Annotated in this window: 20 protein-coding genes; 13 read left to right on the top strand and 7 right to left on the bottom strand. The window is 70.8% G+C overall.

What is annotated here, in order from left to right:
- The first annotated feature begins 35 nt into the window (after nt 1–35).
- Both MCHT01_RS13180 and MCHT01_RS13185 read left to right on the top strand, forming a co-directional pair.
- Nucleotides 36–2396: a DUF5682 family protein gene (locus MCHT01_RS13180; protein ID WP_067065755.1), complete on the top strand. Its 2361-nt coding sequence runs from the start codon at nt 36–38 to the stop codon at nt 2394–2396.
- Nucleotides 2393–3658 carry a VWA domain-containing protein gene (locus MCHT01_RS13185; RefSeq protein WP_084452516.1) on the top strand — a complete coding sequence of 422 codons (1266 nt, stop codon included), beginning with the start codon at nt 2393–2395 and terminating at the stop codon, nt 3656–3658. The genes MCHT01_RS13180 and MCHT01_RS13185 overlap by 4 nt, the downstream gene beginning before the upstream one ends.
- Before the next feature lie 64 nt (nt 3659–3722).
- Here MCHT01_RS13185 and MCHT01_RS13190 read toward each other — a convergent pair whose 3' ends face one another.
- Complete coding sequence (locus tag MCHT01_RS13190) at nt 3723–4361, bottom strand: DJ-1/PfpI family protein (protein WP_218017897.1); 639 nt, start codon at nt 4359–4361, stop codon at nt 3723–3725.
- Nucleotides 4362–4425: 64 nt separating this feature from the next.
- Between MCHT01_RS13190 and MCHT01_RS13195 the strand changes: the two genes are divergently transcribed.
- Nucleotides 4426–4956 (top strand): GNAT family N-acetyltransferase, encoded by a 531-nt coding sequence (locus tag MCHT01_RS13195; protein WP_067065756.1) that lies wholly within the window; start codon nt 4426–4428, stop codon nt 4954–4956.
- 153 nt (nt 4957–5109) lie between these two features.
- Here MCHT01_RS13195 and MCHT01_RS13200 read toward each other — a convergent pair whose 3' ends face one another.
- On the bottom strand, nt 5110–5913 hold the full coding sequence (locus MCHT01_RS13200) for a TlpA disulfide reductase family protein (protein WP_067065838.1): 804 nt from the start codon (nt 5911–5913) through the stop codon (nt 5110–5112).
- Between the two features lie 131 nt (nt 5914–6044).
- Between MCHT01_RS13200 and MCHT01_RS13205 the strand changes: the two genes are divergently transcribed.
- The 3 genes from MCHT01_RS13205 to MCHT01_RS27730 are packed head-to-tail and all read left to right on the top strand — an operon-like array spanning nt 6045 to nt 7207.
- Nucleotides 6045–6686, top strand: a complete 642-nt coding sequence (locus tag MCHT01_RS13205) for a LysE family translocator (RefSeq protein WP_067065757.1) — start codon at nt 6045–6047, stop codon at nt 6684–6686.
- A 13-nt stretch (nt 6687–6699) separates the two neighbouring features.
- Nucleotides 6700–7092 (top strand): VOC family protein, encoded by a 393-nt coding sequence (locus tag MCHT01_RS13210; RefSeq protein ID WP_067065758.1) that lies wholly within the window; start codon nt 6700–6702, stop codon nt 7090–7092.
- The gene (locus tag MCHT01_RS27730; protein WP_259375153.1) at nt 7079–7207 is read left to right on the top strand and encodes a hypothetical protein; all 129 of its coding nucleotides are present in this window, start codon (nt 7079–7081) and stop codon (nt 7205–7207) included. Before MCHT01_RS13210 ends, MCHT01_RS27730 begins: the two co-directional genes overlap by 14 nt.
- Nucleotides 7208–7231: 24 nt before the next feature.
- Here MCHT01_RS27730 and MCHT01_RS13215 read toward each other — a convergent pair whose 3' ends face one another.
- A complete protein-coding gene (locus tag MCHT01_RS13215) occupies nt 7232–8515 on the bottom strand; it encodes an MFS transporter (protein ID WP_067065759.1) in 1284 nt (427 codons plus the stop codon).
- Between the two features lie 167 nt (nt 8516–8682).
- Between MCHT01_RS13215 and MCHT01_RS13220 the strand changes: the two genes are divergently transcribed.
- Entirely contained in the window at nt 8683–9645 is a 963-nt protein-coding gene (locus MCHT01_RS13220; protein WP_067065760.1) for a LysR family transcriptional regulator, read from the top strand.
- A 150-nt stretch (nt 9646–9795) separates the two neighbouring features.
- A complete protein-coding gene (locus MCHT01_RS13225) occupies nt 9796–10068 on the top strand; it encodes a hypothetical protein (RefSeq protein WP_067065761.1) in 273 nt (90 codons plus the stop codon).
- A gap of 9 nt (nt 10069–10077) precedes the next feature.
- Here MCHT01_RS13225 and MCHT01_RS13230 read toward each other — a convergent pair whose 3' ends face one another.
- On the bottom strand, nt 10078–10986 hold the full coding sequence (locus tag MCHT01_RS13230; RefSeq protein WP_067065762.1) for a LysR family transcriptional regulator: 909 nt from the start codon (nt 10984–10986) through the stop codon (nt 10078–10080).
- Between the two features lie 284 nt (nt 10987–11270).
- Between MCHT01_RS13230 and MCHT01_RS13235 the strand changes: the two genes are divergently transcribed.
- The 5 genes from MCHT01_RS13235 to MCHT01_RS13255 all read left to right on the top strand — a co-directional run bounded on the left by MCHT01_RS13235 (nt 11271) and on the right by MCHT01_RS13255 (nt 17274).
- The gene (locus MCHT01_RS13235; protein ID WP_084452569.1) at nt 11271–12542 is read left to right on the top strand and encodes a porin; all 1272 of its coding nucleotides are present in this window, start codon (nt 11271–11273) and stop codon (nt 12540–12542) included.
- A 4-nt stretch (nt 12543–12546) separates the two neighbouring features.
- Nucleotides 12547–14010, top strand: coding sequence for an MFS transporter (locus MCHT01_RS13240; protein ID WP_084452525.1), 1464 nt, complete (start codon nt 12547–12549; stop codon nt 14008–14010).
- 137 nt (nt 14011–14147) lie between these two features.
- A complete protein-coding gene (locus MCHT01_RS13245; RefSeq protein WP_067065764.1) occupies nt 14148–15662 on the top strand; it encodes a CapA family protein in 1515 nt (504 codons plus the stop codon).
- Between the two features lie 14 nt (nt 15663–15676).
- Nucleotides 15677–16828, top strand: a complete 1152-nt coding sequence (locus tag MCHT01_RS13250) for a M14 family metallopeptidase (protein WP_245643261.1) — start codon at nt 15677–15679, stop codon at nt 16826–16828.
- 140 nt (nt 16829–16968) lie between these two features.
- Nucleotides 16969–17274: a hypothetical protein gene (locus MCHT01_RS13255; RefSeq protein WP_067065765.1), complete on the top strand. Its 306-nt coding sequence runs from the start codon at nt 16969–16971 to the stop codon at nt 17272–17274.
- A 73-nt stretch (nt 17275–17347) separates the two neighbouring features.
- Here the strand turns inward: MCHT01_RS13255 and MCHT01_RS13260 are convergent, their stop codons facing one another.
- From MCHT01_RS13260 to MCHT01_RS13270, 3 genes are all read right to left on the bottom strand, one after another.
- A complete protein-coding gene (locus MCHT01_RS13260; RefSeq protein WP_067065766.1) occupies nt 17348–18412 on the bottom strand; it encodes a hypothetical protein in 1065 nt (354 codons plus the stop codon).
- A gap of 225 nt (nt 18413–18637) precedes the next feature.
- Nucleotides 18638–20161, bottom strand: a complete 1524-nt coding sequence (locus MCHT01_RS13265) for a POT-type proton-dependent oligopeptide transporter (protein WP_067065841.1) — start codon at nt 20159–20161, stop codon at nt 18638–18640.
- Between the two features lie 224 nt (nt 20162–20385).
- Entirely contained in the window at nt 20386–23475 is a 3090-nt protein-coding gene (locus MCHT01_RS13270; protein WP_067065767.1) for an Rne/Rng family ribonuclease, read from the bottom strand.
- Between the last annotated feature and the right edge of the window lie 573 nt (nt 23476–24048).

The following is a 24048-nucleotide window of genomic DNA, read 5'->3' on the forward strand; positions in this document are numbered from 1 at the left end:
CCCGACGATTCCCCGACGTCCTTCCGACGATCCCCATGACCGATCCGGTGCATTTCTTCGGTGTCCGCCACCATGGTCCGGGCTGCGCGCGCAGCCTGCTGACCGCCTTCGAGGCGCTGCGGCCCGATTGCGTGCTGATCGAGGGTCCGCCCGAGGCGGACGGCCTCGTCGCGGCGGTGCTCGATCCCGAGATGGCGCCGCCGGTGGCGCTGCTCACGCACGGTGTCGAGGATGCCGGTCGCGCCGTCTATCACCCGTTCGCGACCTTCTCGCCGGAATGGCAGGCCCTGCGCTGGGCCGCCGCCGCCGGCGTCCCGGTGCGCTTCATCGATCTGCCGGTGGCGATCTCCCTAGGCCTGGAGGCAGCGAGCAGGGAAGAGGCCGCCTCCGAGTCCCGGAACGCGACCCCGCCCAAGCCTCCGCTCGAGCAGCGGGACGGGCCGGCGGAGGACGCCGACGACGCCCTGCCGGTCGTCGCCGGCGAAGCCTCGACGCGCCGGGGCGATCCGCTCGACTGGTTCGCTCGCGCGGCGGGCTATGCCGACGGCGAGGCCTGGTGGAACCACATGGTCGAGGAGCGTGGCGACGGCGAGGACCTGTTCCTCGCCATCGCCGAGGCCATGACCACGCTGCGCGCCGAGGCCGCGGCATCGGGCGAGGACGAGACCCTTGATCCACGGACGCCGCGCGCGCGCCGCGAGGCGATGCGCGAGGCCCACATGCGCCAGTGCATCCGCGCCGCGCGCAAGGAGGGCTTCGCGCGCATCGCCGTGGTCTGCGGTGCCTGGCACCTCGGCGGCCTGCAGGCGGACGTGGCGGTGAAGTCCGATCAGGCGCTGCTCAAGGGCGCGCCCAAGCTGAAGGTCACCAGCACCTGGGTGCCGTGGACCTACCGGCACCTCGCCCGCGAGAGCGGCTACGGCGCCGGCATCGCCTCGCCCGGCTGGTACGAGCACCTGTGGCGCAGCGCCCAGGACGGCGAAAGCCGACCGCGCGCCATCGGCTGGCTGGCGCGCGTCGCGCGGCTGATGCGCGAGCGCGATCTGGACTGCTCCTCCGCCCACCTGATCGAGGCCGCGCGCTTGGCCGACACCCTGGCCGCGCTCCGCCAGCGCCCGGCGCCAGGCCTGGACGAGCTGCACGAAGCCACGCGCACCGTGATGACGCTGGGCGACGACGCCGTGTCGAGCTTCATCCGCGACGAGCTGGTCATCGGTGACCGCCTTGGCCGCGTGCCCGCGAGCGTGCCGATGGTGCCGCTGCAGCGCGATCTCGAGCAGCTGCAGAAGTCGCTGCGCATGAAGCCCGAGGCGACGCAGAAGACGCTGGACCTGGACCTGCGTCAGCCCAACGACCTCGCCCGCAGCCACCTGCTGCACCGCCTGCGCCTGATCGATCTGCCCTGGGGCGAGATCGCGCGCGCCGGCAAGTCCTCGCGCGGCACCTTCCACGAGGTCTGGTCGCTGCAATGGCAACCGGAGTACGCGCTGCGCCTGATCGAGGCGAGCCGCTGGGGCCAGTCGGTCGCGCAGGCCGCCACCGTCGCGGTGGCCGAGCGCTGCGGCGGCGAGCGCACGCTGGGAGCGCTGGCCGAGCTGGTGGACCGTGTGCTGCTGGCCGATCTGCCGGACGCGGTGGCCGTCGCCTCGCGCGCGCTGCAGGATCATGCGGCGGTCACCGGCGACGCCGATCAGCTGCTCGCCGCGCTGCCGCCGCTGGCCAACGTCTTCCGCTACGGCAACGTGCGGCAGACCGACGCGGCCCTGGTGGGACAGGTCTTCGACGGTCTCGTGACCCGCGCGGCGATCGGACTGCCGCTGGCGGGGGACTCGCTCGACGACGCGGCCGCCGCGCAATGCCGTGACCGCGTGCTCGGCGCGCAGTCGGCGATCCGTCTGCGCGACCCGGGCCGGCAGACCGAGCCGTCGACGCACTGGCGCGCCGCGATCGCGCAACTGGCCGCGCGCGAGGGCGCGCATGCGTTGCTGCGCGGGCTGTGCACGCGGCTGCTGCTCGATGACGGACTGATCACCGCGGAGGAGGCGGGCACGGCGATCTCGCTGCACCTGTCGCGCGCGGCGGAGCCCGCGAAGGCGGCGGCCTGGCTGGACGGCTTCCTCAATCGCAACGCGGTGGTCCTGCTGCATCACGACGGTGTGTGGCCGCTGGTCGACGCCTGGTTGAGCGGCCTCGACGAGGAACACTTCATCCGCGTGCTGCCGCTGGTGCGACGCACCTTCGCGCACTTCGGCCCGGGCGAGCGACGCGACCTCGGTCAGCGCGCGGCGCGCAAGCCGGGCGTCGGGGCGGTATCGGCGGCGTCCGCCGAATGGGACGAGACCCGCGCGGCGCTGCCGTTGCCGCTGCTGCGCGCGATGCTGGGAGTGACGGCATGAGCGATGTGAACGGAACGCCGGACGCGGACGGGACGGCCCGCGGAGCGCCGACGGACCCCACGACGGACGCGACGAGGGCCGCGAGCGGTCCCGGCGCGAGCGATGCGGACCGCCTGCGCCGCTGGCGCCTGGTGCTCGGCGGCGAAGCCGAGGAGAGCTGCGGCGCGCTGAGCGGCCCGGCCGTGGAGATGGACCAGGCGCTGGGCGCGCTCTACGACGACGGCGCGGGCCTGGGCGGGGATCGGCGCGGCGGGCGGGGCGGATCGGCGCCCCGCGTGGCCCGGTGGCTGGGCGACATCCGCAAGTACTTCCCGAGCACGGTGGTGCAGGTCATGCAGAAGGACGCGCTGGAGCGGCTGAACCTGCGTGACATGCTGCTGCAGCCGGAGATGCTGCAAGGCGTCCAGCCGGACGTGCACCTGGTGGCCAACCTGATGGCGCTGTCGCGCGTGATTCCGGCGGGCACGAAGGACACGGCGCGCCGCGTGGTCCGGCAGGTCGTCGACGAGTTGATGAAGCGCCTGGAGGAGCCGATGCGCGCGGCCATCACCGGCGCGCTGGACCGCAGCCAGCGCAACCGCCGGCCGCGCCTGGCGGAGATCGACTGGCACCGCACCATCCGCGCCAACCTGCGCCACTGGCAAGCGTCGCATCGCACGGTGATTCCCGAGACCCTGCATGGCTACGGCCGCAAGGCCCGTCGCCCGCAGCGCGAGATCGTGCTGTGCATCGACCAGAGCGGCTCCATGGCCAACTCGGTCGTGTACGCGAGCATCTTCGGCGCGGTGCTGGCCTCGCTGCCGGCGGTCAGCACCAAGCTCGTGGTCTTCGACACCGCGGTGGTCGACATGACCGAGCAGCTCGACGATCCGGTCGACCTGCTGTTCGGCGTCCAGCTGGGCGGCGGCACCGACATCAACGGCGCGGTCGCCTATTGCCAGTCGCTGATCCGCGAGCCGCGCAACACGATCTTCGTCCTGATCTCCGACCTCTACGAAGGCGGCGTGGAGCCGCAGCTGCTGCGCCGCGCGGCGGACCTGGTGGAGAGCGGCGTGCAGTGCGTCGCGCTGCTCGCGCTGAGCGACGAGGGCGCGCCGGCCTACGACCACGCGCTGGCGGCCAAGCTCGCCGCGCTGGGCGTGCCGTCCTTCGCCTGCACGCCCGATGCCTTCCCCGGCCTGATGGCCGCGGCCATCCGCCGCGACGACATCAACGCCTGGGCGGCAGGGCAGGGCATCGTGACCGCGGCGAAGGGCGTGTGAGGCCGCGCGATGGCGCGGGCCGCGATCGAGGGGCGCCGCGAGTCGGTGAGGCCTCCGGGCCGCCTCAGCGCGCCGCCGCCTGCGCCATCCGGGCGAAGTGCGCGGCGTTGCCGGTCTTGTTGAGCTGGTACCAGGCGTCAAGGGTCTCGGGCTCGTAGACGCCGAGCGTGTCGAAGATCGCGCGGGCGACATCCAGCGCGGACATGCCGCCCGCGGTGATCAGGCCGCGATCCATGACGACGGGCTCGTCGACGTAACGGTCGCTGCCGGCGTACTCGGGCACGCCCTTCAGATAGGACAGTGCGTTGCTGGTGTGACGCCGGTCGTCGAGCACGCCCAACCGCGCCAGTCCCGCCGTCGCACCGCAGATCGCGGCCACGCGTTTGCCGGCGTCGAGGAACTCCTTGGCCTTCCTCGCCGCCTCCAGGTGCTCGCCCTTGTCCCAGCCGGCGCCGCCGGGGAGGATCAGCAGCTCGCTGTCCGAGGGGAAGAGTGTCGACAGGCGGAGGTCCGGCATCACTGACAAGCCGCCCATCGACCGCGTCAGGTTCGCGCCTGCCGCGGCGACCGTCCGCACCTGCCAGGTCCCGGGCGACCTCTGGAAGTCGGGCGCGTTGATGCCCGCGACCGCGTACGCGGCCTCCCAGTCGGCGAAGCCCTCGAAGAGGTAGAGGTGGACGGTGCGGATGGCGGCGGTGTTCATGAAGGAACGGTAGCAAGGGGTGTTCCCGGTTCTGTCTCCAGTCTGTTTGGCCGAGACTCCCCGCATGTCGCCGTTCCCCCCGTTGACCGCGCCTTCCCTGGTGCTCGAACCCGTCTGCGTCGCCCATGCCGAGGAGATGCACGCCGTCCTCGCCGATCCGTCGATCTACGCCTTCCTGTCGGACGAGCCGCCCACGCTGGACGGGCTGCGCGCCGCCTACGAACGGCGTTCGGTCGGGCACTCGCCCGATGGCGCCGAGCAGTGGTTCAACTGGATGCTGCGGCGCGACGACGGCCGGCTGATCGGCTATGTGCAGGCGACCATCGAATCGCGCGACCGCTGCTGGATCGGCTACGTGATGAGCCGCGAGGGACGCGGTCAAGGGCATGCGACCCGCGCGGTGGCCGCAATGATCGCCTACCTCCAGCGCGAGCACGACGCGTGGCGGCTGCTGGCGTCGGTCGACGCGCGCAATGCGCGGTCCATCGCGCTGCTGGATCGGCTGGGTTTCGACCTCGCCCCGCCGCATGCGAAGGAGCTCGCCGAGCTCGGTGCCGGGGATCGGCTCTATCTGCTGGAGCTGGTGTCGGCCTGATCGCAATCTCGACCCCGACCCCGACCCCGACCCCCGACCCCCGACTTCCGACTTCCGGCCTCGACCTCGACCTCGACCTCGACCTCGACCTCGACCTCGATCTCGACTGCTGCCTCGACCCTCTTCAGGTCTGCCTGAGTCGGCGGTCGAGCTTCAGCGCAACCGGCCGAGCATCGCTTCCAGCGCGGGTTGCGACAACTCGCCCGTGCGCTTGGCCACAAGCCGGCCGGAGCCGTCGAAGAGCAGCGTCGTCGGATAGCCCGCCTGCCTGAAGACCGCGCTGGCCTGGCGCTGCTCGTCGATCGCGACGTGGCGCAGCGTCAGCCGCTGGGACGCCAGCCACTTCGCCACCACCGCCGGGGCCTCGCCCTGGTTGAGGAAGACGAACTGGACATCGGGCCGCTCGCGCTGCGCGTCCGCCAGCATCGGCATCTCGCGGACGCAGGGGCCGCACCAGCTGGCCCACAGGTTGATCAGCACCGGCTTGCCGCGCAGGGCGGCGAGATCGAGGCGGCCGCCTTCCAGCTGCTCGAAGGCGAACGCGGGCAGGGGCTCGGCCGGCGGACGCATCGCCAGCAGGATCTGCCCCGCGATGAACAGCGCCGTTCCCAGCGCCAGCGGCACCGATACCGGCATCCGCAGCGCCGGCGCGTTCCTCAGGCGGAAGGTCGCGAACATCCACATCGCGATGATCCCGACCTCCGGGGACCAGCCGCCGTCGCGCACGTTGAAGACGCTGAGCGGGTGGGCGACGTAGAGCTCCTTGTACTGGTAGACGAAGCCCAGGCGCGCGACGACCAACGCGACGAGGAGGCTGCGCCACAGCAGCGGTCCGGCATCGACCCGCCGGCGGCGCGCGATGACGCCGGCCACGGCCAGCGAGGCCGCGCCGGCGAGGCACAGATGGACGAAGGTCCAGGGCAGGACCAGCGGGCCGATGGCGACGGCGTCATTCATGGAGGCGCGGACCTTGGCGAAGGCGCCGCGATCGGGCGCTCGCGGCAAGGGCTTGGGACCGGGCGATCCTAGCCGCGCCCGCATGCCCGCTAACATCGGCGCTTCCTGTCGTCGCGCGCTTGGAGATCGTCGTGGATGTGACCGCTTGGTTGGGCTTCGTCAGCGTGGCGCTGTTCGTCACCTTCACGCCGGGACCCGCGGTCCTGATGGCGATCTCGAACTCGCTCAGCGTCGGCCCCAGGCGGGCGATGGTGGGCTCGCTCGGCAACGCGGTGGGCCTGCTGGCGGTGTCCGCCGCGACGACCGCGGGCCTGGGCGTGCTGCTGAGCACCTCGGCCCGGGCCTTCCTGGTGGTGAAGCTGCTGGGCGCCTGCTACCTGATCTGGCTGGGCATCAAGCAGTGGCGCCAGGGCGAGCGCATGGCCACGCTGGCCGAGGGCGACGCCGCCGCGACGGCCGGTCTCACGCGTCGGGCGCTGTTCCTGCGCGGGATCATGGTGGCGCTGACCAATCCCAAGGCCATCCTCTTCTTCACCGCGCTGTTCCCGCAGTTCATGAACCACGCGGACACGGCCGTGCGCGACTTCGTCGTGCTGACGGTGACCTTCTCCGCCTGCGCGGTGCTGGCGCACGGCTTCTACGTCGTGCTGGCGCGCGCGCTGCGTCGCGGGCTGGCCTCGCCGCGTCGCGTGAAGGCGATGAACCGGACCTTCGGCGCCTGCTTCGTCGCGCTGGGCGTCAGCCTGATCGGCTGGCGCGGCCGCACGCAGTGAGCGGGGCGATCGCGTGTTCTCGCATGTCTTCCTCGGCGTCGCCGACTTCGATCGCGCGCTGGCGTTCTACACGCCGCTGATGGCGGCCCTCCAGCTGCCGCGACGCTTCTGCGATCCGGCGCGCCCCTGGGCCGGCTGGCAATCGGTGCCGGGACCGCGGCCGCTGTTCGTCATCGCCCATCCCTTCGACGCGATGGCGGCCACGGCCGGCAACGGCCAGATGACGGCCTTCCAGGCCGCGACGCGCGCGATGGTCGACGAGGCGCACGCCGCGGCGCTCGCGCATGGCGGCGTCTGCGAAGGTCCGCCCGGTCCGCGCCCCCAGTACCACGAGCACTACTACGGCGCCTACTTCCGGGATCCGGATGGGAACAAGCTGTGCGTGGTGTGCCATGACCCCGTCTGACACGACCCTCTCCGACCGCTTCCGCGACGACCTGCGCCGCGACGCCGCCAAGGACCTCGACGGCATCGCCGCGATGTTCTCGGAGGAGGTCGCCGACCTGGGCCGCGGCGACTGAGCATCCTCCCGCGCGCTCACGCGCTCACTCGTCGGCCAGCAACCGGATCACGAGGGCGACGACGCTGCTCACCGCGGCCATCAGCGTGACCGCGATCCAGCCCCAGGAGGCCAACAGGACGCTGCCCAGCGCCGCGCCGCTGGCCATGCCGATGAACATGCCGGTGAACAGCAGGGCGTTGAGCCGGCTGCGGGCCGCCGGGTCCAGGCTGTAGACGATGGTCTGGTGCGCCACCAGCGTCGCCTGCACGCCGAAGTCGAAGACCACCGCCAGCACCACCAGCACCGCGATCGCGGCGCCCTTGTCGAGCCAGGGCGTGATCGACATCGCCGCGAAGGACAGGGCCGTCAGCAGCGCGCCGAGCTTGGTCACGACGCCCGGACCGCGCTTGTCGGCGATGCGGCCCGCCAGCGGCGCGGCCAGCGCGCCCGCCGCGCCGGCCAAGCCGAAGGCGCCCGACACCGCGCTGCCGATCCCGAAGCGCTGATGCAGCATCACCGCCAGCGTGGACCAGAAGGCGCTGAAGGCCATCGCCAGCAGGGCCTGCGCGATCGTGGCGCGGCGCAGCGTCGGCCACGCGCGCCACAGGCCGCCCAGCGAGCGCAGCAGCGCGCCGTAGGTCGTGCGCGTCGCCGGCGGCGAGGAGGGCAGCCAGCGCCAGCTCGCCAGGCCCGCCACGCTCAGCGCGAGCGCGGCCAGGCCATAGACCCAGCGCCAGCCCAGCAGGTCGGCGATCACACCGCTCATCACGCGGGACAGCAGGATGCCCAGCAGCAGGCCAGTCATGACCTGGCCGACGATGCGGCCGCGGTGATCCGGCGGGCTGAGCGCGGCGGCCATGGGCACGACGTCCTGGGCGAGCGTGGCGGTCAGGCCCAGCAGCGCGCTCGCGGCGAGGAAGGCCGCGAAGCCCGGGGCGAAGCCGCTGAGCAGCAAGGTCGCGATCAGCAGCGCGAACTTGACGAGGATCACCTGACGGCGGTCGAAGCGGTCGCCCAGCGGGGTCAGCAGCAGGATGCCGGCGGCATAGCCGAGCTGGGTGAGCATGGGCACCGCGCCGATGCCGCCCGTGCTGGCGTGCAGGTCGTCGGCGAGCGGCGCCAGGATGGGCTGGCTGTAGTACAGCGAGGCGGCGCCCAGGCCGGCCGAGGCGGCCAGCAGCACGATCAGCGGCGCCGAGGGCGCGGCGGCCCGCGGCGATGCCGCGGCGCCGTGGCCGGTCGACGGGGTGGCCGACGAGGGGACGGCCGAGACGGATGACGCGGCCGTCGTCGGCGATGAGGTGGCGGGGAAGGGCAGCGAGGACATGTCGACTCCCGGTGGATGAGAAGGGGACGAATCCGCTGGACGGGGTGGAGCGACGAAGCCCTGAGCCCTGTGCGCGGCGTATGGATGAGCATTCTTCGGATCGGATCCCGTCCCGGGAAGCGGTCCGGCGCGCACAGCATCCATACGCGAGGCGTATAAAGCGGGCCATGAACGACGCTCTCCGAGACGGCGGCCAGGACCGCCTCGCCTTGCTCCAGACCTTTCTGCGCGTGGCGGAGGCGGGCAGCTTCTCCGCGGCCGCGCAGCAACTGGCGACCACGCAGCCGACGGTGAGCCGTCGGGTGCAGATGCTGGAATCGCTGCTCGGCGCGCGGCTGGTGGAGCGCTCCACCCGCGGCCTGCGGCTGACCGAGGAGGGCGAGCGCTGCGCCGCGCAGGCGCAGGACCTGATCGACGGCTGGCACGCGCTGGCCGAGGACATCGACGGTGGGGAGGAGCTCTCCGGCACGCTGCGCCTGCGCGTGCCGCACGCCTTCGGCCAGAGCCAGCTGATCGAGCCGCTCGCCGCCTTCCTGACCAGACACCCGCGCGTGTCCGTCGAGTGGATGCTGCAGGACCAGCTCCCCGACTTCAGCCGCGAGAACGTCGACTGCTCGCTGCTGGTCGGCGAGATCGCCCAGCCCCACCTGATCGCCACGCAGCTGGCCGAGGTGCCGCGCGTGCTGGTCGCCGCGCCGGCCATAGCGAAGACCCTGCCCAAGGGCCTGGACCGTCAGTCGCCGCGTGACATCTCGGCGGTGCTCGCGGCGCAGCCCTGGCTGGCGCTGCTCGCGTTCTATCGCGATGGGATCGAGCTGGTGCGCGCCGACGGCACCGACCGGATGGACATCCCCTTCAAGCCGCGCCTGGGCACCGACAGCCTGTTCGCGCTGGTCGAGTCCGCGCGCCGCGGCCTGGGCGTGGCGCTGGTGTCGCAATGGGCGGTGATGGACGACCTCGCCGACGGCCGCCTCGTGCGGCTGCTGCCGTCCTGGTGCGCGACGCCGCTGCCGATCTCGCTGGTCTACCCGTCTCGGCGCCTGCAGCCCGCGCGCCTGCGCGCCTTCCTGCAGGTGATGCGCGAGGTCATCCCGACCCTGCGCGGCATGCGGGAGATCCGGCGGCGGTGAGCCTCGGGCACCGCTCGCGATCCAGGTCGGTCAACCCGCATTTACGGGTGTCGACGGAGCCGATCACCCGAGAACGAGTCAGTGCCTGCCAGGGCGCCGGGGCGTAGATTCGTTGCCTCGGCGACGGTGCCGAAGAAGGTGGATCCAGCCATGCAGATGAAGATGTTTCTCGCGTTGCGCAGCGCAGGCGTCGCCGAGGCCGAGGCGCGATCAGTCGCGGATGCCGTCCGCGATGAGGTCAAGTCCGCCGTCCAGGATTTGAGGGAGGACCTGGCGACCAAGGGGGACGTTCAGCGGAGCGAGAGCAAGCTCGCGGCCGAGTTGGAACGGCGCTTCGGCGATCACCTGAAGTGGACGATCGTCATCGTCTTCGGTGGCTTCGGCCTGTTCGGCACGATCGTCGCCTTGAGCAAGGCGCTGTGATCGGCAGGCTCAGTCGAGCGCCGCCCACTCCTCCGCGGCGACCTCGCGGATGCAGCGCACGAAATACGCCGCCGCACGGGTGAGCAACCCATCCTCGCGAACGAGCAGGCTCATGCTCAGGCGGGGCAGGTCCTGGGCGACCGGCAGCGGCGTGAAGCGCTCCCGCAGCTGCGGCATGCCGATCGCCAGCAGCGACCAGAAGAACACCACGTCGTTCTGCATCGCCAGGCTGTGGAACAGCGCCTGCGAGGTGCAGCGCGTCACCCGCCGCGGCGGGGTCAGGCCTTGCCGGGTGAAGAGCTCGGACAGGAAGGTCGGGAAGCGGCCGGTGATGTCGGTGTGGATCCACTCGGCCTCCTGCAGCTGGGCCAGCGTGGTGCACGCGGCCAGCGGGCTGTCCCGGTGCACGGCCAGGGAGGTCGGCAGCGAGAACAGCGGTTCCCACGTCGCGCCGCCCCCTTCCTGAGGCCCGGTCGCCGCGCCCACGGCGAAATCGAGCTCGCCGCTTTGCAGGTTCTCGTAGAGCTGGTCCGAGGTGTACTCGATGAAGCTCAGCGCCACATCGGGCCAGGCCTGGCGGAAACGCGCGAAGGCCCGCGGCACGATGGTCAGTCCCGCCAGCGGCGTCACGCCCACGGTCAGGCGCCCGCCCCGGTGCCCCTTGAGCGCCACGATGTCGTCCTCGGCACGTTGCATTTCCCTGACGATCAGCCGTGCGCGCTGCAACACGATCTCCCCCTCCGCGGTGAGGCTCACCCCGCGGGTCTGCCGCACCAGCAATCGCAGGCCGATCTCGGCCTCCAGATCCTTGATCGCCTTGGTCACCGCCGGCTGGGTCAGATGCAAGGCGCGCGCGGCAGCGTTGATGCCGCCGTGCTCGGCCACGGCCACGAGGGCGATGAGTTGATGCTGCTTCACGGGAAGGGCGCGAGGGAGGGGGCGGGAAGGGCGCCCGCGGGCGCTTCGGATCGGCGTCGCGCCGGGCCCGATCGCCCGCTGCAACGGGCTGCGAGTGTCGGGCAACCCGGGAAACCGATCAATAAGCGCTGGTTATCGGCATAACCATCCGTGAATTGTCGGTTCTCGATTTCGTCCTCAGAGTCCGTTCCGCCACGAGCTGTACGGCGCCCCCAGAAGCGGTCCAGAGCAGTCCCCCACCGCACAGCCCCTCCCCCTGAGACAAGAGAGATCCCGTGACCCTGATGACCCCCCCGCCGCGCGCCGCCGGCACCGCCCGCCGGGCCTGCCTGTCCCGCCGGTCCGCGAGCGCCGGCCGCGTCCGTCCGGTCCGCCTGGCGCTGGCCGCCTGCGCACTGCTGGCCGGCGGCGCCGCCTCCGCCGCCGAGCCCTACCTGTACACCCACCTGGCGCGCTGGCCCGAGTTCAGCAGCGGCGACAACAAGGTCTCGATGTACGGCACGGTCGACCTGGGCGCCAACTGGACCAGGACCGAGGGCGCCCCCGCCGCCAAGACCCTGCAGAGTGGCGGCGACTACACCTCCAAGCTGGGCATCTACGGCCGCGAGGACCTGGGGGGCGGCCTCAAGGCCGAGTTCAACCTCGAGGCCAGCCTGAAGGCCGACACCGGCGCCGTCACCGCGACGCAGTTCTGGGACCGGGCCGCCTGGGTGGGCCTCAAGTCCAGGGACTGGGGCACGCTGCGCCTGGGCAACCAGCTCGGCGCCACGCTGCCGCTGTTCGTCGACGTCTTCGGCGTGGTGACCACCAACTCGGTCAGCTACTGGCTCGCCAGCGCCATCGTGCAGAAGAGCGCCTACACCTCCGGCATCTCGTCCATCGGTCTGAACAGCGACCTGGGCAACGGCGCCTCGCAGGTCACCACGCGCGTGCCGCGCGCCATCAGCTACACCTCGCCGCGCGTCGCCGGCTTCGACGCCAAGCTGATGTACGCCCCGGGCGCCAACACGACCGCCTTCAACAAGGTCTACAACAAGGCCGTGGTGACGACCTTCGTCAACGGCCCCTGGTTCGCGGCCGCCAGCTACAACCAGGTCTTCGGCAACAACACCGTCACCGGCGCGGCCGTGCGCACCGACGTCACCGGCCTGGCCGGCATCTACGACGCGGGCGACCTGGTGCTGTCCGCCGCGGTCAACCAGAACGAGGTCAAGATCGCCGACGGCGGCAAGGCCACGGTCTATTCGCTGGGCCTGATCGTGCCGCGCGGCCGCCATGTGTGGCGCGTGTCGGCGGTCTACCGCGACACCAGCGGCGTGCGCAACCAGCTCACGAAGCAGGAGGTGGACAGCGCGGCGCTGGGCCTGATGGCCGGCTACGACTACGAGCTGTCCAAGAGCGTCGGCCTGTACGCGCGTGCCGGCCTGATCCGCAACTTCGGCGCCTCGACGGTGGTCTTCCAGAACGCGCAGCTGCCGCTGCAGGCGGGCTCGACCAACGCCCAGCTGGGCATCGAGACGCAGACCGCCGCCCTGGGCATGTACGTCCACTTCTGACACGATGAGCGCCGCCGTGCCGACCCCTTCCTCCACGGAGCACCACGCTCCGACCGCGCCCCGCGACGCCGGTGCCGTTCTCCGCGACCCGGCCGTCGACGCCGGCGAGGGGGACCGCCCGGGCCGTCGCGTCCGGCCGCGGCGCGCGCTCGTCGTGGCGCTGCTGATGGCCGTGATGGTGATCAGCGTGCTGGACAAGTCCATCTTCGCCTTCGCCGGGCCGCAGATCATCGATGAGCTCGCGCTCAGCCCGGAACAGTTCGGCTTCGTCGGCAGCGCGTTCTTCTTCCTGTACTCCGTGTCGGGGCTGCTGGTGGGCTTCCTGGCCAACCGCTGGCCGGCGCGCTGGATCCTCAGCGGCATGTCCCTGGTGTGGATGCTGGCGCAGCTGGCGACCGCGGCGGCCGGCGGATTCTCGGCGCTGGTCGCGAGCCGCATGCTGCTCGGCGCGGGCTGCGGCCCGGGCACGGCGGTCACGCAGCACGCCTGCTTCAAGTGGTACGCCCCGCGCGAGCGCGTCGTCCCCGCCGCGATGATCCAGGTGGCGATCATGCTGGGCGCGGTCGCGGGCGCGCTGTCGCTGCCGCTGCTCATCCAGAAGCTGGGCTGGCGCAACGCCTACCTGATCCTGGCCGGCGTGGGCCTGGCCTGGCTGTTGCTGTGGCAGGTCTTCGGCCGCGAGGGCGCGGAAGGCGACGCCGTCGACCACGGACCGGCCCGGATCCCCGATGGACACGGCGATCTCGCGCCGCGCGTCCATCATGGGGATCCTGCGAACGCCACGGCACCGGCGCAGGAACAGAGCACCGCCCCGAGCGCGGTCCCCGCGTCCTACCGCCGCCTGCTCCTCAACCGCAGCTTCGTCGTCGTGACCTTGGCCGGCTTCTGCAGCTACCTGCCCACCGCGCTGATCTACAGCTGGGTGCCGGTCTACCTGCAACGCGGCCTCGGCCTGACGCCGACGCAGTCCGGCCTGATGGTGATGGTGGCGACCGTCGGCGTGATCCTGCTCAACCTGGTCGTGTCCTCGCTCTCCCAGCGGGCGCTGCAGCGCGGCGTCTCGGTGCGCGCGGCGATGGTCGCGCCGCCCATGCTGTCCTGCGTGCTGTCGGGCGTCGCGCTCGCGGCCATCGGCTTCACGGCGCGGCCCCTGGCGGCGACGCTGGCGCTGTTCGTGGTCGGCAGCATGCTGGTGAATCTGCTGCCGGCCTTCTCGAACAGCATCGTCGCCTTCATCGCGCCCGAGGCGCGGCGGGCCAGCATGCTCGCGATCCACATCGGCCTGATGACCAGCGCGGGGATGCTCGCGCCGCATGGGGTCGGCGTGGCGGTCGCGCACTTCGGCGGCGACATCGCGCGCGGCTTCGAGCTCGCCCTCGGGGGCTTCGGCCTGGCGCTGATCGCCGCCGGCGTGATCGGCTGGCGCTTCATCGATCCCGAGCGCAGCCGTCGCGCGACCTCAGGCTGACCGCGACACCCGCGCGGCGGTCGTCTTCCGGGTCGGGTCCCGCTCCCGGATCGATGGCCGCGCGGCGGCCGTCGTCGATGTCCTTCTCCGTTTTCCTTCCTCAGATCCGGCCGCTCGCGCGGTCAGGCAGCCCTCTCATGTCCGACAAGTCCTCGCGCCCGCTGCGCGTCCAGGCGCCGCAGCAGCGGCCCGCCTCCCTCGAGCTCTCACCGACCTGGCGCGACGCCGCCGTCGATGACGGCTTCACCGTCGTCGCGGTGGGCGACATCATCATCACGCATGCCATCCGAAAGAAGCTCGCGCGCCACTCGCCGGCGCTGCTGGACCTGCTCGCGCGCGGCGACGTGGTGGTGGGCAACTACGAAGGCTCGGCCATCGACCTCAAGCGCTACGACGGTCATCCCGAGGCCGAGTCCGGCTTCGCCTGGCTGGTCAGCGATCCCGACGCGCCGACCGATCTCGCGTCCATGGGCTTCAACCTGATGGCCCGCGCCAACAACCACGCGCTGGACTGGGGCGTGGCCGGCATGCGCATGACCGACGACCTGCTCGACGACGCGGGCATCGCGCACGCCGGCACCGGCGGCAGCCTGAGCGCCGCGCGCGCGCCGGCCTTCGTGGACACCGACCGCGGTCGCGTCTCGCTGGTGTCCTACGCGACGACCTTCGAGGCCAACTCGCCCGCCAACGACGGCATGGGCGTGGTCCCGCCGCGTCCGGGCCTGAACCCCTTGCGCACGACGCCGCACCGGCTGGTGAGCGCCGAGGACTTCGCCGTGCTCAAGCGGCTCAACGAGCAGGAAGCCTTCCAGGACCACCACCTGCTCAAGGCCTTGTACGGCCAGCACAGCGTGCACCTGGGCATGAAGCTGCATTACCGCGTGGACCCGGGCGCGGCGCCGGGCTCGCTGCGCATCCATCACGAGTGCGACCCGCGCGACCGGCACGAGATCCTGCGCCATGTGCGCCAGGCCAAGCAGACCTCGGACTTCACCATCGTCGCGCAGCACACGCACGAGCCGGACAACTTCACCACCGAGGTGCCGAACTACCTGCCCGCGCTGGCGCGCGCGCTGGTGGAGCAGGGCGCGGACATGCTCTGCGGCCACGGCCCGCATCAGCTGCGTGGCATCGAGGTCCACCAGGGCAAGCCGCTGCTGTACTCGCTGGGCAACTTCTGCTTCATGGACAACAGCCAGCAGGTGGTGGCGCGCGACGAGTGGGAGGAGCTCGAATGGGCCGCCGCCGAGCAGATCGTCGGCCCCAAGGGCATCACGAACCCCAGGCTGACGACGCCGGCCGAGTTCCTCGAATGGCGGCGCGTGGTGGGCATCTTCGCCGAGCCGATCTGGTTCGAGAGCGTGGTGGCGGAATGCCGCTTCGGCGCGGACGGCCAGCTGCGCGAGCTGCTGCTGCATCCGATCGAGCTGGGCTTCTCCGGACGCGACGCCGAGCGCGGCATCCCGCGCATGGCCGTGGATACCGAGGCGAACCAGCATCAGGCGCGGCGCATCCTGGAGCGGCTCGCGTTGCTGTCGGAGGAATTCGGTACCCGCATCGAGATCGCGTCGACCGAGGTCGACGGTCAGGCGAGCAGCGTGGGCCGCGTGGTGATCGAGCGTCCCGTGCCTGCCGGCGCGGCGAAGGCGTGAAGGCGGCCACCACGATGAGCACCACGACCACCACCATGACTGCGGCCGCCATGCCGGCCACCTCGACGAGTGACCTCGATCTGAGCGTCTTCTCGTCGAGCTACGTCGAGGCGCGCGACAAGTTCCTCGCGGCGACGGCGCGCCTGGGGCTGACGGTGCGCTCGTACCTGCATCCGCTCGAGGGGCGGGACGGCGAGCGGCTGGCCCTCGACCTGGTGCGCGTGGGCCGCGAGGACGCGAGCAACCTGCTCGTCGTCAGCAGCGGCTGCCACGGCATCGAGGGCTTCTGCGGCTCGGCGGTGCAGATCGACCTGCTGCGCGACGCGGCCTTCCAGCGCGCCTGCGACCGGGACGATCTGGCGGTGCTCTATCTGCACGCGCTGAACCCGCATGGCTTCTCGTGGGAACGCCGCGTCACCCATGAGAACGTCGACCTGAACCGCAACTTCCGCGACTTCGGTCGGCCATGGAGCGAGGACCTGGACTACCTGGCCATCGCGCATCTGCTGCTGCCCGAGCGCTGCCCGCCGACGCTGGGCAGCTCGCTCGGTCTGACCTGGAAGGCGCTGACGCGCGGTCGCAAGGCCATCCAGGCGGCGATCTCGCGTGGCCAGCAGGTCGATCCCAAGGGGCTGTTCTTCGCCGGTCACGGACCGACCTGGAGCAACCTGCAGCTGCGCGCGATCCTGCGCGAGCAGGCGCAGCGTTGCCGCCGCATCGGCTGGATCGACATCCATACCGGCCTCGGTCCGATGGGGGTGGGCGAGCGCATCTACAAGGGTCGCACCGACGCGGCCTCGATCGCGCGCGCGCGGCGCTGGTGGGGGCAGGACGTGACCAGCAGCGAGGAGGGGAACTCCTCGTCCAGCGTGCTGGGCGGGACGCTCGACCAGGGCGTGATGCAGGAATGTCCGCAGGCGGAGTACAACGGGCTGACGCTCGAGTACGGCACGCTGCCCGGTCGCGCGGTGCTGGACGCGCTGCGCCGCGACCACTGGCTGGAGAACCATCCCGAGACCGATGACGAGACGCGCCGCGACATCAAGCGCGCGCTGCGCGCGGCTTTCTATGTCGAGACCGACGAGTGGAAGCGGCAGGTGCTCACGCAGGCGCGGGTGGTGCTCGCGCAGACGGTCGTGGGCCTGGCGTCGCCGCTCGACCGCTGAGGACGACCGGGATCCGTCAGGGATCCGCTGCTTCCGGGTGGCCTCGCCATGATTCATGCGAGAACAAGTCAGTGTGTCCCTGCGCACCCCCGCGTAGATTCCTCACCTGCACTGGAACGCAGGAACAGCAGAGCTGATGCATGGAGCTCGAGATCTATCTGGCGCTGACCCGGGGCGGGGTGGCCGAGCCGGAGGCGCGATGGGCCGCCGAGGGCGTTCGCAAGGGCGTGGAGGCCCTCGTCGCCTCGGCGCATCGAGACCTGGCGACGAAGAGCGACATCGCGCGTCTGGACAGCGAGATCGGCAAGGTGCGCATCGAGGTGTCTGACATGCGCGCCGAGCTCATCCAGCGCATCTCCGATGGACAGCGCCGGACCCTCGGATCGATCTTCGGCGGCGTGGGATTGCTGATCGCCGTCATGACGCTGCTGAGGTTCCTGCACTGAAGCCTCACGAATGCAAAAGGACCGCCCTCGGGCGGTCCTTTCATTGGAGGCGGGCGACGGATCAGTCCTTGGATCAGCCCTTGGTCTTGGTCTTGGCCGGCGCGGCGCCCTTGGCGGCGGCCAGCGACTTGCCCACCGCCTGCATGTCCATCTGCATGTTCATGCGCATCATCACGCCCTGCTGCATGCCCAGGTCCATGTCCAGGGTCATGGTCATGTCGTTGCGCAGCATCAGGCGGTCGGCCATGCGCAGCACCATCGTGCCCTGGCCCGTCCCCGACATCGCCGCCTGGCCGGCGCGATCGGCCGGCGCCGAGGCGGCGTTCGCGGGGACCGAGGCCGTATCGGCCGGCGTGGAGGCCGCGTCCTCGCCCGAGGCGGCCTTCGCCGGCGGGACCGGCACCGTCAGGGCCATGTCCATCTTCACGCCCACGTCGAAGGTCGCGATGCCGCGCTTGAGTTCGGTCAGCGTGTAGCGGCCCACCATCCGGCCGTTGCCCGCGGCCACGCCCGGCGGCAGGCTGACGTCCATCGGCAGCTCGATGGACTCGCCGACCTTCAGCGTCGTGCCGTTGAACTTGCGCATCCAGTCGAAGGCCTTGTCGAACATCTGCCGGGTGACTTCCTGGGACCAGGTCGAGGCCATCGGGCTGTTCGGGTCCAGCTCGACGTCGATCGACTGGATCTCGTCGTTCTTCAAGCCGGCCTTGAACGTGATCTTGCCCATGTTGGGCATGGGCTGGACCTTGCCCGTGGCATCGCGCATCTCGCTCTTGAGCGTGACCAGGTCCGCGCGCATCGCGTAGCTGCCGTCGGCGGCCTTGGGCGTGGTGGTGACGGACTGGCGCATCTCGCTGCGCATCGTGAATCGACCCGAGTCCTTGAGCGCCGCCGCGGTCTGGCGCGCCTTCTCCGGCGCGTCCGGTCCGGCTTCCATCGACATCGTCATCCGCACGTCGGTCTTCATGTCGAGCTGCTGGCGGCTGGCCGGCAGCGGCATCAGGTTCAGACTGACGCTGTCGGGCTCGGCGGAGGCCGCGCCAGGAGCGCCGATGGCGACGGCCAGCGCGAGGGCGGCCAGCCGCGACAGGGGACGAGCGGACGGCGCGGAGCGCGCCGTGGGGGCGATGCGAAGCATGAAAATCCTCCCGAGGAAATCGTGTGATCTGCGCCGCGGGCTCCCGCGACGATGGGCGCCATCATAGGGAGGCCGGATGGCGTTTCCGTTCCCTCCGAGGAGGGGCTCACGTCGCCCGTCCGTCGGGGCGGAAACGAAAAGACCGCCCGAAGGCGGTCTGCTCATGAGGCGCGGTCGCCGGTCGATCGCCGGTCGATCGCCGACGGGCCGCGCGGGTCCACGGGGTCAGCCGCGGTAGTTGTTCTGCATCCTGTAGCCGCGCGCGTAGAGCGCGAACAGCAGCGCCGCGACCAGCGCGAAACCGGCGAAGAAGAACATCTGGAAGGCCGTCACGCTGGTGCCGGTCGACTGGATGTAGCTCGTCACCGCCTCGCCCTTGACGCTGGAGTTGGCCAGCAGCACCCACAGGTTGCCGATGGTCACCGACAGGTTCCAGAAGCTGGTGATCACGCCCTTCATCGGCAGCGGCGCCTGGCTGTACGCGAACTCCAGACCCGTCGTCGACACCAGCACCTCGCCCAGCGTCAGCAGCGCGTAGGGCAGGACCTGCCAGGTGATCGCGACCGATTGACCGCCGTCGATGCTCAGCTGGATCGCGCCGACCACGATCCAGGCCACGCCGGCGAAGGCGATGCCCGCGCCCATGCGGCGCAGCGCGGTCAGCTTCAGGCCCAGGCGTTCCAGCAGCGGGTACAGCACGAAGTTGTTGAACGGGATCAGGATCATGACCAGCGCCGGGTTCAGCGCCTGCATCATCGAGGACTCGAACCAGGCCGGCTTGGTCATCTGGTCGGCCTGCAGCACCCAGGTCGAGGCCTTCTGGTCGAACAGGGACCAGAAGGGCGTGACCAGCGCGAACAGCACCAGCAGGCGCAGCACGGTGCGCACGCCTTCGACGGCCTCGGCCGGGTGCACCTTGGCGGCGCGCTCCAGCTGCATCCAGGCGCCGGCGCCACCGAAGCCCAGCAGCAGCACGAGCGCCGAGCAGAACGCGATCACGAAGCCCAGGTTGGGCGTCAGCGCCAGCGCGCCGACGGCCAGCAGCACGCCCAGGCCGGCGACCATCAGGCCGCCGCGGCCCTCGCCGGGACCCTGCGACAGCAGCGCCGTGCGCACCACCTTCAGGAAGCCGTGCGGGTCGCGGTGCGACACGCCGGCCGGCACGTGCGTGTACTTGCGACGGCCGCTCCAGAAGATGACGGTGGCCAGGAACATCAGCACGCCGGGGATCCCGAAGGCCACGCTCGCGCCGAACTTCTTCAGGAAGATCGGCATCAGCAGCGACGCGAAGAATGAGCCGAAGTTGATGATCCAGTAGAAGGCGTCGAAGACCTTCTGCGCCAGCGAGCGGTTGCTCTTGTCGAACTGGTCGCCGATGAAGGAGCTCACCAGCGGCTTGATGCCGCCCGAGCCCAGCGCGATCAGGAACAGGCCGAAGTAGAAGCCTTGCAGGTTGTTCTCGAAGATCGCGAGACAGGCGTGGCCGGCGCAGTACACCAGGCTCAGCCAGAGGATGGTGTTGTACTTGCCGAAGAAGCGGTCCGACAGCCAGCCGCCCAGCAGCGGGAAGAAGTAGACGCCGATCACGAAGGTGTGGAACACCTCCTTGGCCTCGCCCTTGCGCAGGGGCTCGGGGATGGCCAGCAGCAGGCTGGTCATCAGGAACACGGTCAGGATGTTGCGCATCCCGTAGAAGCTGAAGCGCTCGCAGCCCTCGTTGGCGATGATGTACGGGATCTGCGGCGGCATCTTGGGCGCGGTCTGGGCCGCGTTGCCTGCCGCGCCGCCCAGTTGGGCGGCGGTGGTGGAAGAGTTCAAACGAATGTCTCCGTCTCGTCGTCGGGCGCTCGTGACGCCCCAAAAGGAAAGCCGCCGGGCGTGGGCCTCGGCGGCTGTGGGCGACAGGCAGATCAGACTGCCCGTCGCGGTTCTCGCGGAATCAACCGGCCTTCATGAGGCGTGGCAGTTCCAGATCAGGCTTCGAACGGGAGCTTGAACTGGCTGAGATCCTTGCGGGTCTCGACCAGCACCAGCGGGCCCTCGTCGACCAGCACGACCGGCGCGGGCTCGCGGCCCAGCGCCGGGCCGGCCGGCTCGGCGGCGATCGCGGCTTGAGCGGCGGCGATCTTGTCGGCATCGCTGTTCACCCAGACCAGGCCGGCGCCTTCGGCGACGGCGCTCAGCTCACCCATCGGCAGCTCGAAGCGCGGCAGGGCCGGAGCAGCCGGCGCGGCGACCGGAGCCGCCACGGGGGCGGCCACCGGAGCGGCGACAGGCGCGGCCACCGGCGCGGCCAGCGCGACCGGCGTTTCCACCGGCTGCTCGCCACCCAGTTCCAGCTGACGCGGCGCGGCGCCGGCATCCAGCACCAGGCCGTCGACCGCGGCGGCGGCCGGCGACGGCTCGCCCTGGCCTTCGCCCAGCTCGCCTTCACGGCGCTCGCGGCGATAGCGGTCGCGACCGCCACGACGACGACGACCGCCTTCACGGCCTTCCTCGCCTTCGCCACCTTCACGGCCGGCTTCGACGCCCTCGGCGCCTTCGCCCTGGATCACCGGGGCTTCGGCCGACTCGGCGCCCGAAGCGAACGAGGTCTCGCCATCGACCGGGGCCTGGCCCTCGATCAGCGCGCCCTCGACCTCGCCACCCTCGGCGCGTTCGCCGCGGTTGCCGCGACGACGACGACGACGGCCCGAGCGCTCTTCACCCGAACGCTCGTCCGCGCCTTCACCGGCGGGTTGCGTGTCGGCGAAGGCCAGCGGGGACTCCGCGTTGGCGGCTTCGGTGCCGGCCAGCGGCAGCAGCTGCTCCGTCGCGTTCTCGGCGGCCACGCCTTCGCGCGGCGCACGTTCCTCGCGACGGCGGCGGCCTTCGCCGCGCTCGCCACGGTCACCGCGCTCGGCGCGATCACCGCGCTCGGCGCGATCGCCACGCTCGGCGCGTTCCTGACGCGGGGCGCCTTCGACGGCCTGTTCCGGCCTGTCGGCGCGCGGCTCGTTGCGACGGCCGCGATCGCGATCACCGCGTTCGGCGCCACGTTCACCGCGCTCGGCACGGTCACCGCGTTCGGCGCGCTCGCCTTGCGGCTTGCCCTCGCCACGCGGCTTGCCGTCACGGGCCTTCTGGTCGCCACGCTCGCTGCGTTCACCGCGTTCACCGCGTTCACCGCGTTCGCCACGGTCACCGCGCTCGCCACGGCGGTTGCGGTCGCCGCGGCCGTTGCGGTCGCCGCCGCGCTCACCGCGCTCACCGCGCTCGCCACGTTCCTTCTTGGCCGGCTCGCTGGCCTTGACCTCGGCTTCCATCGCCGGGGCCGGGGCCGGTGCGCCGCCGAACAAGTTCTTGATCCAGCCGAAGAAGCCACCACCCGCCGCCACGGGCGCGGCCGGTGCCGCCACCGGGGCCGCGGCCACCGGTTCGGCCGCCTTGGGGGCGGGCGCCGGTGCCGGCATCGGGGCCGGTTGCTCGGGCAGGATGCCCTTGATGACCGGCTCCTGCTTGTTCTTCTTCTCGGCGCCGCGACGGGTGATGCCCACCTCGTCCTGCGGCTCTTCCATCATCGTGTAGCTGGCCTGCAGGTTCTCCAGACGCGGGTCGTCGTGGCGCAGGCGTTCCAGCTTGTAGTTCGGCGTCTCGAGATGCTTGTTGGGCACCAGCAGCACGGTCACGCGCTGCTTGAGCTCGATCTTGGTGATCTCGGTGCGCTTCTCGTTGAGCAGGAAGCTGGTCACTTCCACCGGGACCTGCACGTGCACGGCCGCGGTGTTGTCCTTCATGGACTCTTCCTGGACCATGCGCAGGATCTGCAGCGCCGACGACTCGGTGTCACGGATGTGGCCGGTGCCGTTGCAGCGCGGGCAGGTGATGTGGCTGCCTTCGCTCAGCGCCGGGCGCAGGCGTTGACGGCTCAGTTCCAGCAGGCCGAACTTGCTGATCGAGCTGAACTGCACGCGGGCGCGATCCTGGCGCAGCGCGTCGCGCAGGCGCTGTTCGACCTCGCGGCGGTTCTTGGACTCCTCCATGTCGATGAAGTCCACGACGATCAGGCCGCCCAGGTCCCGCAGACGCATCTGGCGCGCGATCTCGTCGGCGGCTTCCAGGTTGGTGCGGGTGGCGGTTTCCTCGATGTCGCCGCCACGGGTGGCGCGCGCCGAGTTCACGTCCACCGAGACCAGCGCCTCGGTGTGGTCGATGACGATGGCGCCGCCCGAGGGCAGGTTCACCGTGCGGCTGAAGGCCGTCTCGATCTGGTGCTCGATCTGGAAGCGGCTGAACAGCGGGGCGTCATCGCGGTAACGCTTCACCTTGTGCGCCGTTTCCGGCATCACATGGCTCATGAACTGGTGGGCCTGCTCGAAGATGTCGTCCGTGTCGATCAGGATCTCGCCGATGTCGGCGGTGAAGTAGTCGCGGATCGCGCGGATCACCAGCGACGACTCCTGATAGATCAGGAACGCGCCCTTGCCGCCCTTCGACGCGTCGTCGATGGCGGTCCAGAGCTTGAGCATGTAGTTGAGGTCCCACTGCAGCTCGGCCGCGCTGCGGCCGATGCCGGCGGTGCGGGCGATCAGGGACATGCCCTTGGGGTATTCGAGCTGGTCGAGGGCTTCCTTGAGCTCCTCGCGGTCCTCGCCCTCGATGCGGCGCGAGACGCCGCCACCTCGCGGGTTGTTGGGCATCAGGACCAGGTAGCGGCCGGCGAGCGACACGAAGGTGGTCAGCGCCGCGCCCTTGTTGCCGCGCTCTTCCTTCTCGACCTGGACCAGCAGTTCCTGGCCTTCCTTGATCGCGTCCTGGATCTTGGCCGAGCGGACGTCGGCGCCTTCCTTGAAGTACTGGCGCGAGATTTCCTTGAACGGGAGGAAGCCGTGGCGGTCCTCGCCGTAATCCACGAAGCAGGCTTCCAGCGACGGCTCGACGCGCGTCACGACCGCCTTGTAGATGTTGCCCTTGCGCTGTTCGCGGCCTTCGATCTCGGTCTCGAAGTCCAGCAGTTTCTGTCCATCGACGATGGCCAGGCGACGCTCTTCCTGCTGCGTCGCATTGATCAGCATGCGTTTCATCAGTTCTCCTCCACGCCAGGGACGTTGCCGCTGACGCGCGTTCCACATCTGAACCGCCGTCGGTGATTCACCGGCGGGCGATTCGACCGATGCACGAGAAACGCGAGAGAACCAGGAAAGGAATCGCCCTGGACTGCCAATCGAACCGTTCAGTCGACGGTTCGGAATCGCAGCGTTGGCGCGTGCGCCAAGGGTCCGGGGCCGCATGTTCCTGTCCGCGCGCGCCCTCCGAGGAGGGCGACCCGTCCACGGCCGGAGCCCGGCGTGTGGACGAAGCCATCACGCGCTCGCAGGCGGCGGGGGGTTGAGGGGACTCGAGAAAACATCCGGAATCGGAGCCTGGGTGCTGACGACAGCGCATGGACTCGCGTCCCTCGCTGTCGTCGTGAAACCTTGTTGTGCTGCCCGCGCCGCTTGCCGACGTCCATGACGTCTTCGGCCGCGTGAGCATGGTTCTGACGACGTTGCTCTGCCATCTCGCCGTCGCGCCTGCCGACTCGCTTTGGGTAGCCGGCCCGACGCCAACGACATGACGTTGCATCACCAAAAGTAATGGATAGCCTACTCACAATT

The sequence above is a fragment of the Mitsuaria chitosanitabida ATCC BAA-476 = NBRC 102408 genome (assembly GCF_001598255.1).
Taxonomy (GTDB): Bacteria; Pseudomonadota; Gammaproteobacteria; order Burkholderiales; family Burkholderiaceae_C; genus Roseateles; species Roseateles chitosanitabidus.

Excerpts from the sequence above, each read along its gene's own strand:
- MCHT01_RS13180 (WP_067065755.1), top strand. The coding sequence starts at position 36 with ATGACCGATCCGGTGCATTTCTTCGGTGTCCGCCACCATGGTCCGGGC.
- MCHT01_RS27730 (WP_259375153.1), top strand. The coding sequence starts at position 7,079 with ATGACCCCGTCTGACACGACCCTCTCCGACCGCTTCCGCGACGACCTG.
- MCHT01_RS13240 (WP_084452525.1), top strand. The coding sequence starts at position 12,547 with ATGAGCGCCGCCGTGCCGACCCCTTCCTCCACGGAGCACCACGCTCCG.
- MCHT01_RS13190 (WP_218017897.1), bottom strand. The coding sequence starts at position 4,361 with ATGAACACCGCCGCCATCCGCACCGTCCACCTCTACCTCTTCGAGGGC.
- MCHT01_RS13185 (WP_084452516.1), top strand. The coding sequence starts at position 2,393 with ATGAGCGATGTGAACGGAACGCCGGACGCGGACGGGACGGCCCGCGGA.
- MCHT01_RS13200 (WP_067065838.1), bottom strand. The coding sequence starts at position 5,913 with ATGAATGACGCCGTCGCCATCGGCCCGCTGGTCCTGCCCTGGACCTTC.
- MCHT01_RS13215 (WP_067065759.1), bottom strand. The coding sequence starts at position 8,515 with ATGTCCTCGCTGCCCTTCCCCGCCACCTCATCGCCGACGACGGCCGCG.
- MCHT01_RS13220 (WP_067065760.1), top strand. The coding sequence starts at position 8,683 with ATGAACGACGCTCTCCGAGACGGCGGCCAGGACCGCCTCGCCTTGCTC.
- MCHT01_RS13265 (WP_067065841.1), bottom strand. The coding sequence starts at position 20,161 with ATGCCGCCGCAGATCCCGTACATCATCGCCAACGAGGGCTGCGAGCGC.
- MCHT01_RS13250 (WP_245643261.1), top strand. The coding sequence starts at position 15,677 with ATGAGCACCACGACCACCACCATGACTGCGGCCGCCATGCCGGCCACC.
- MCHT01_RS13245 (WP_067065764.1), top strand. The coding sequence starts at position 14,148 with ATGTCCGACAAGTCCTCGCGCCCGCTGCGCGTCCAGGCGCCGCAGCAG.
- MCHT01_RS13255 (WP_067065765.1), top strand. The coding sequence starts at position 16,969 with ATGGAGCTCGAGATCTATCTGGCGCTGACCCGGGGCGGGGTGGCCGAG.
- MCHT01_RS13225 (WP_067065761.1), top strand. The coding sequence starts at position 9,796 with ATGCAGATGAAGATGTTTCTCGCGTTGCGCAGCGCAGGCGTCGCCGAG.
- MCHT01_RS13235 (WP_084452569.1), top strand. The coding sequence starts at position 11,271 with ATGACCCCCCCGCCGCGCGCCGCCGGCACCGCCCGCCGGGCCTGCCTG.
- MCHT01_RS13270 (WP_067065767.1), bottom strand. The coding sequence starts at position 23,475 with ATGAAACGCATGCTGATCAATGCGACGCAGCAGGAAGAGCGTCGCCTG.
- MCHT01_RS13260 (WP_067065766.1), bottom strand. The coding sequence starts at position 18,412 with ATGCTTCGCATCGCCCCCACGGCGCGCTCCGCGCCGTCCGCTCGTCCC.
- MCHT01_RS13195 (WP_067065756.1), top strand. The coding sequence starts at position 4,426 with ATGTCGCCGTTCCCCCCGTTGACCGCGCCTTCCCTGGTGCTCGAACCC.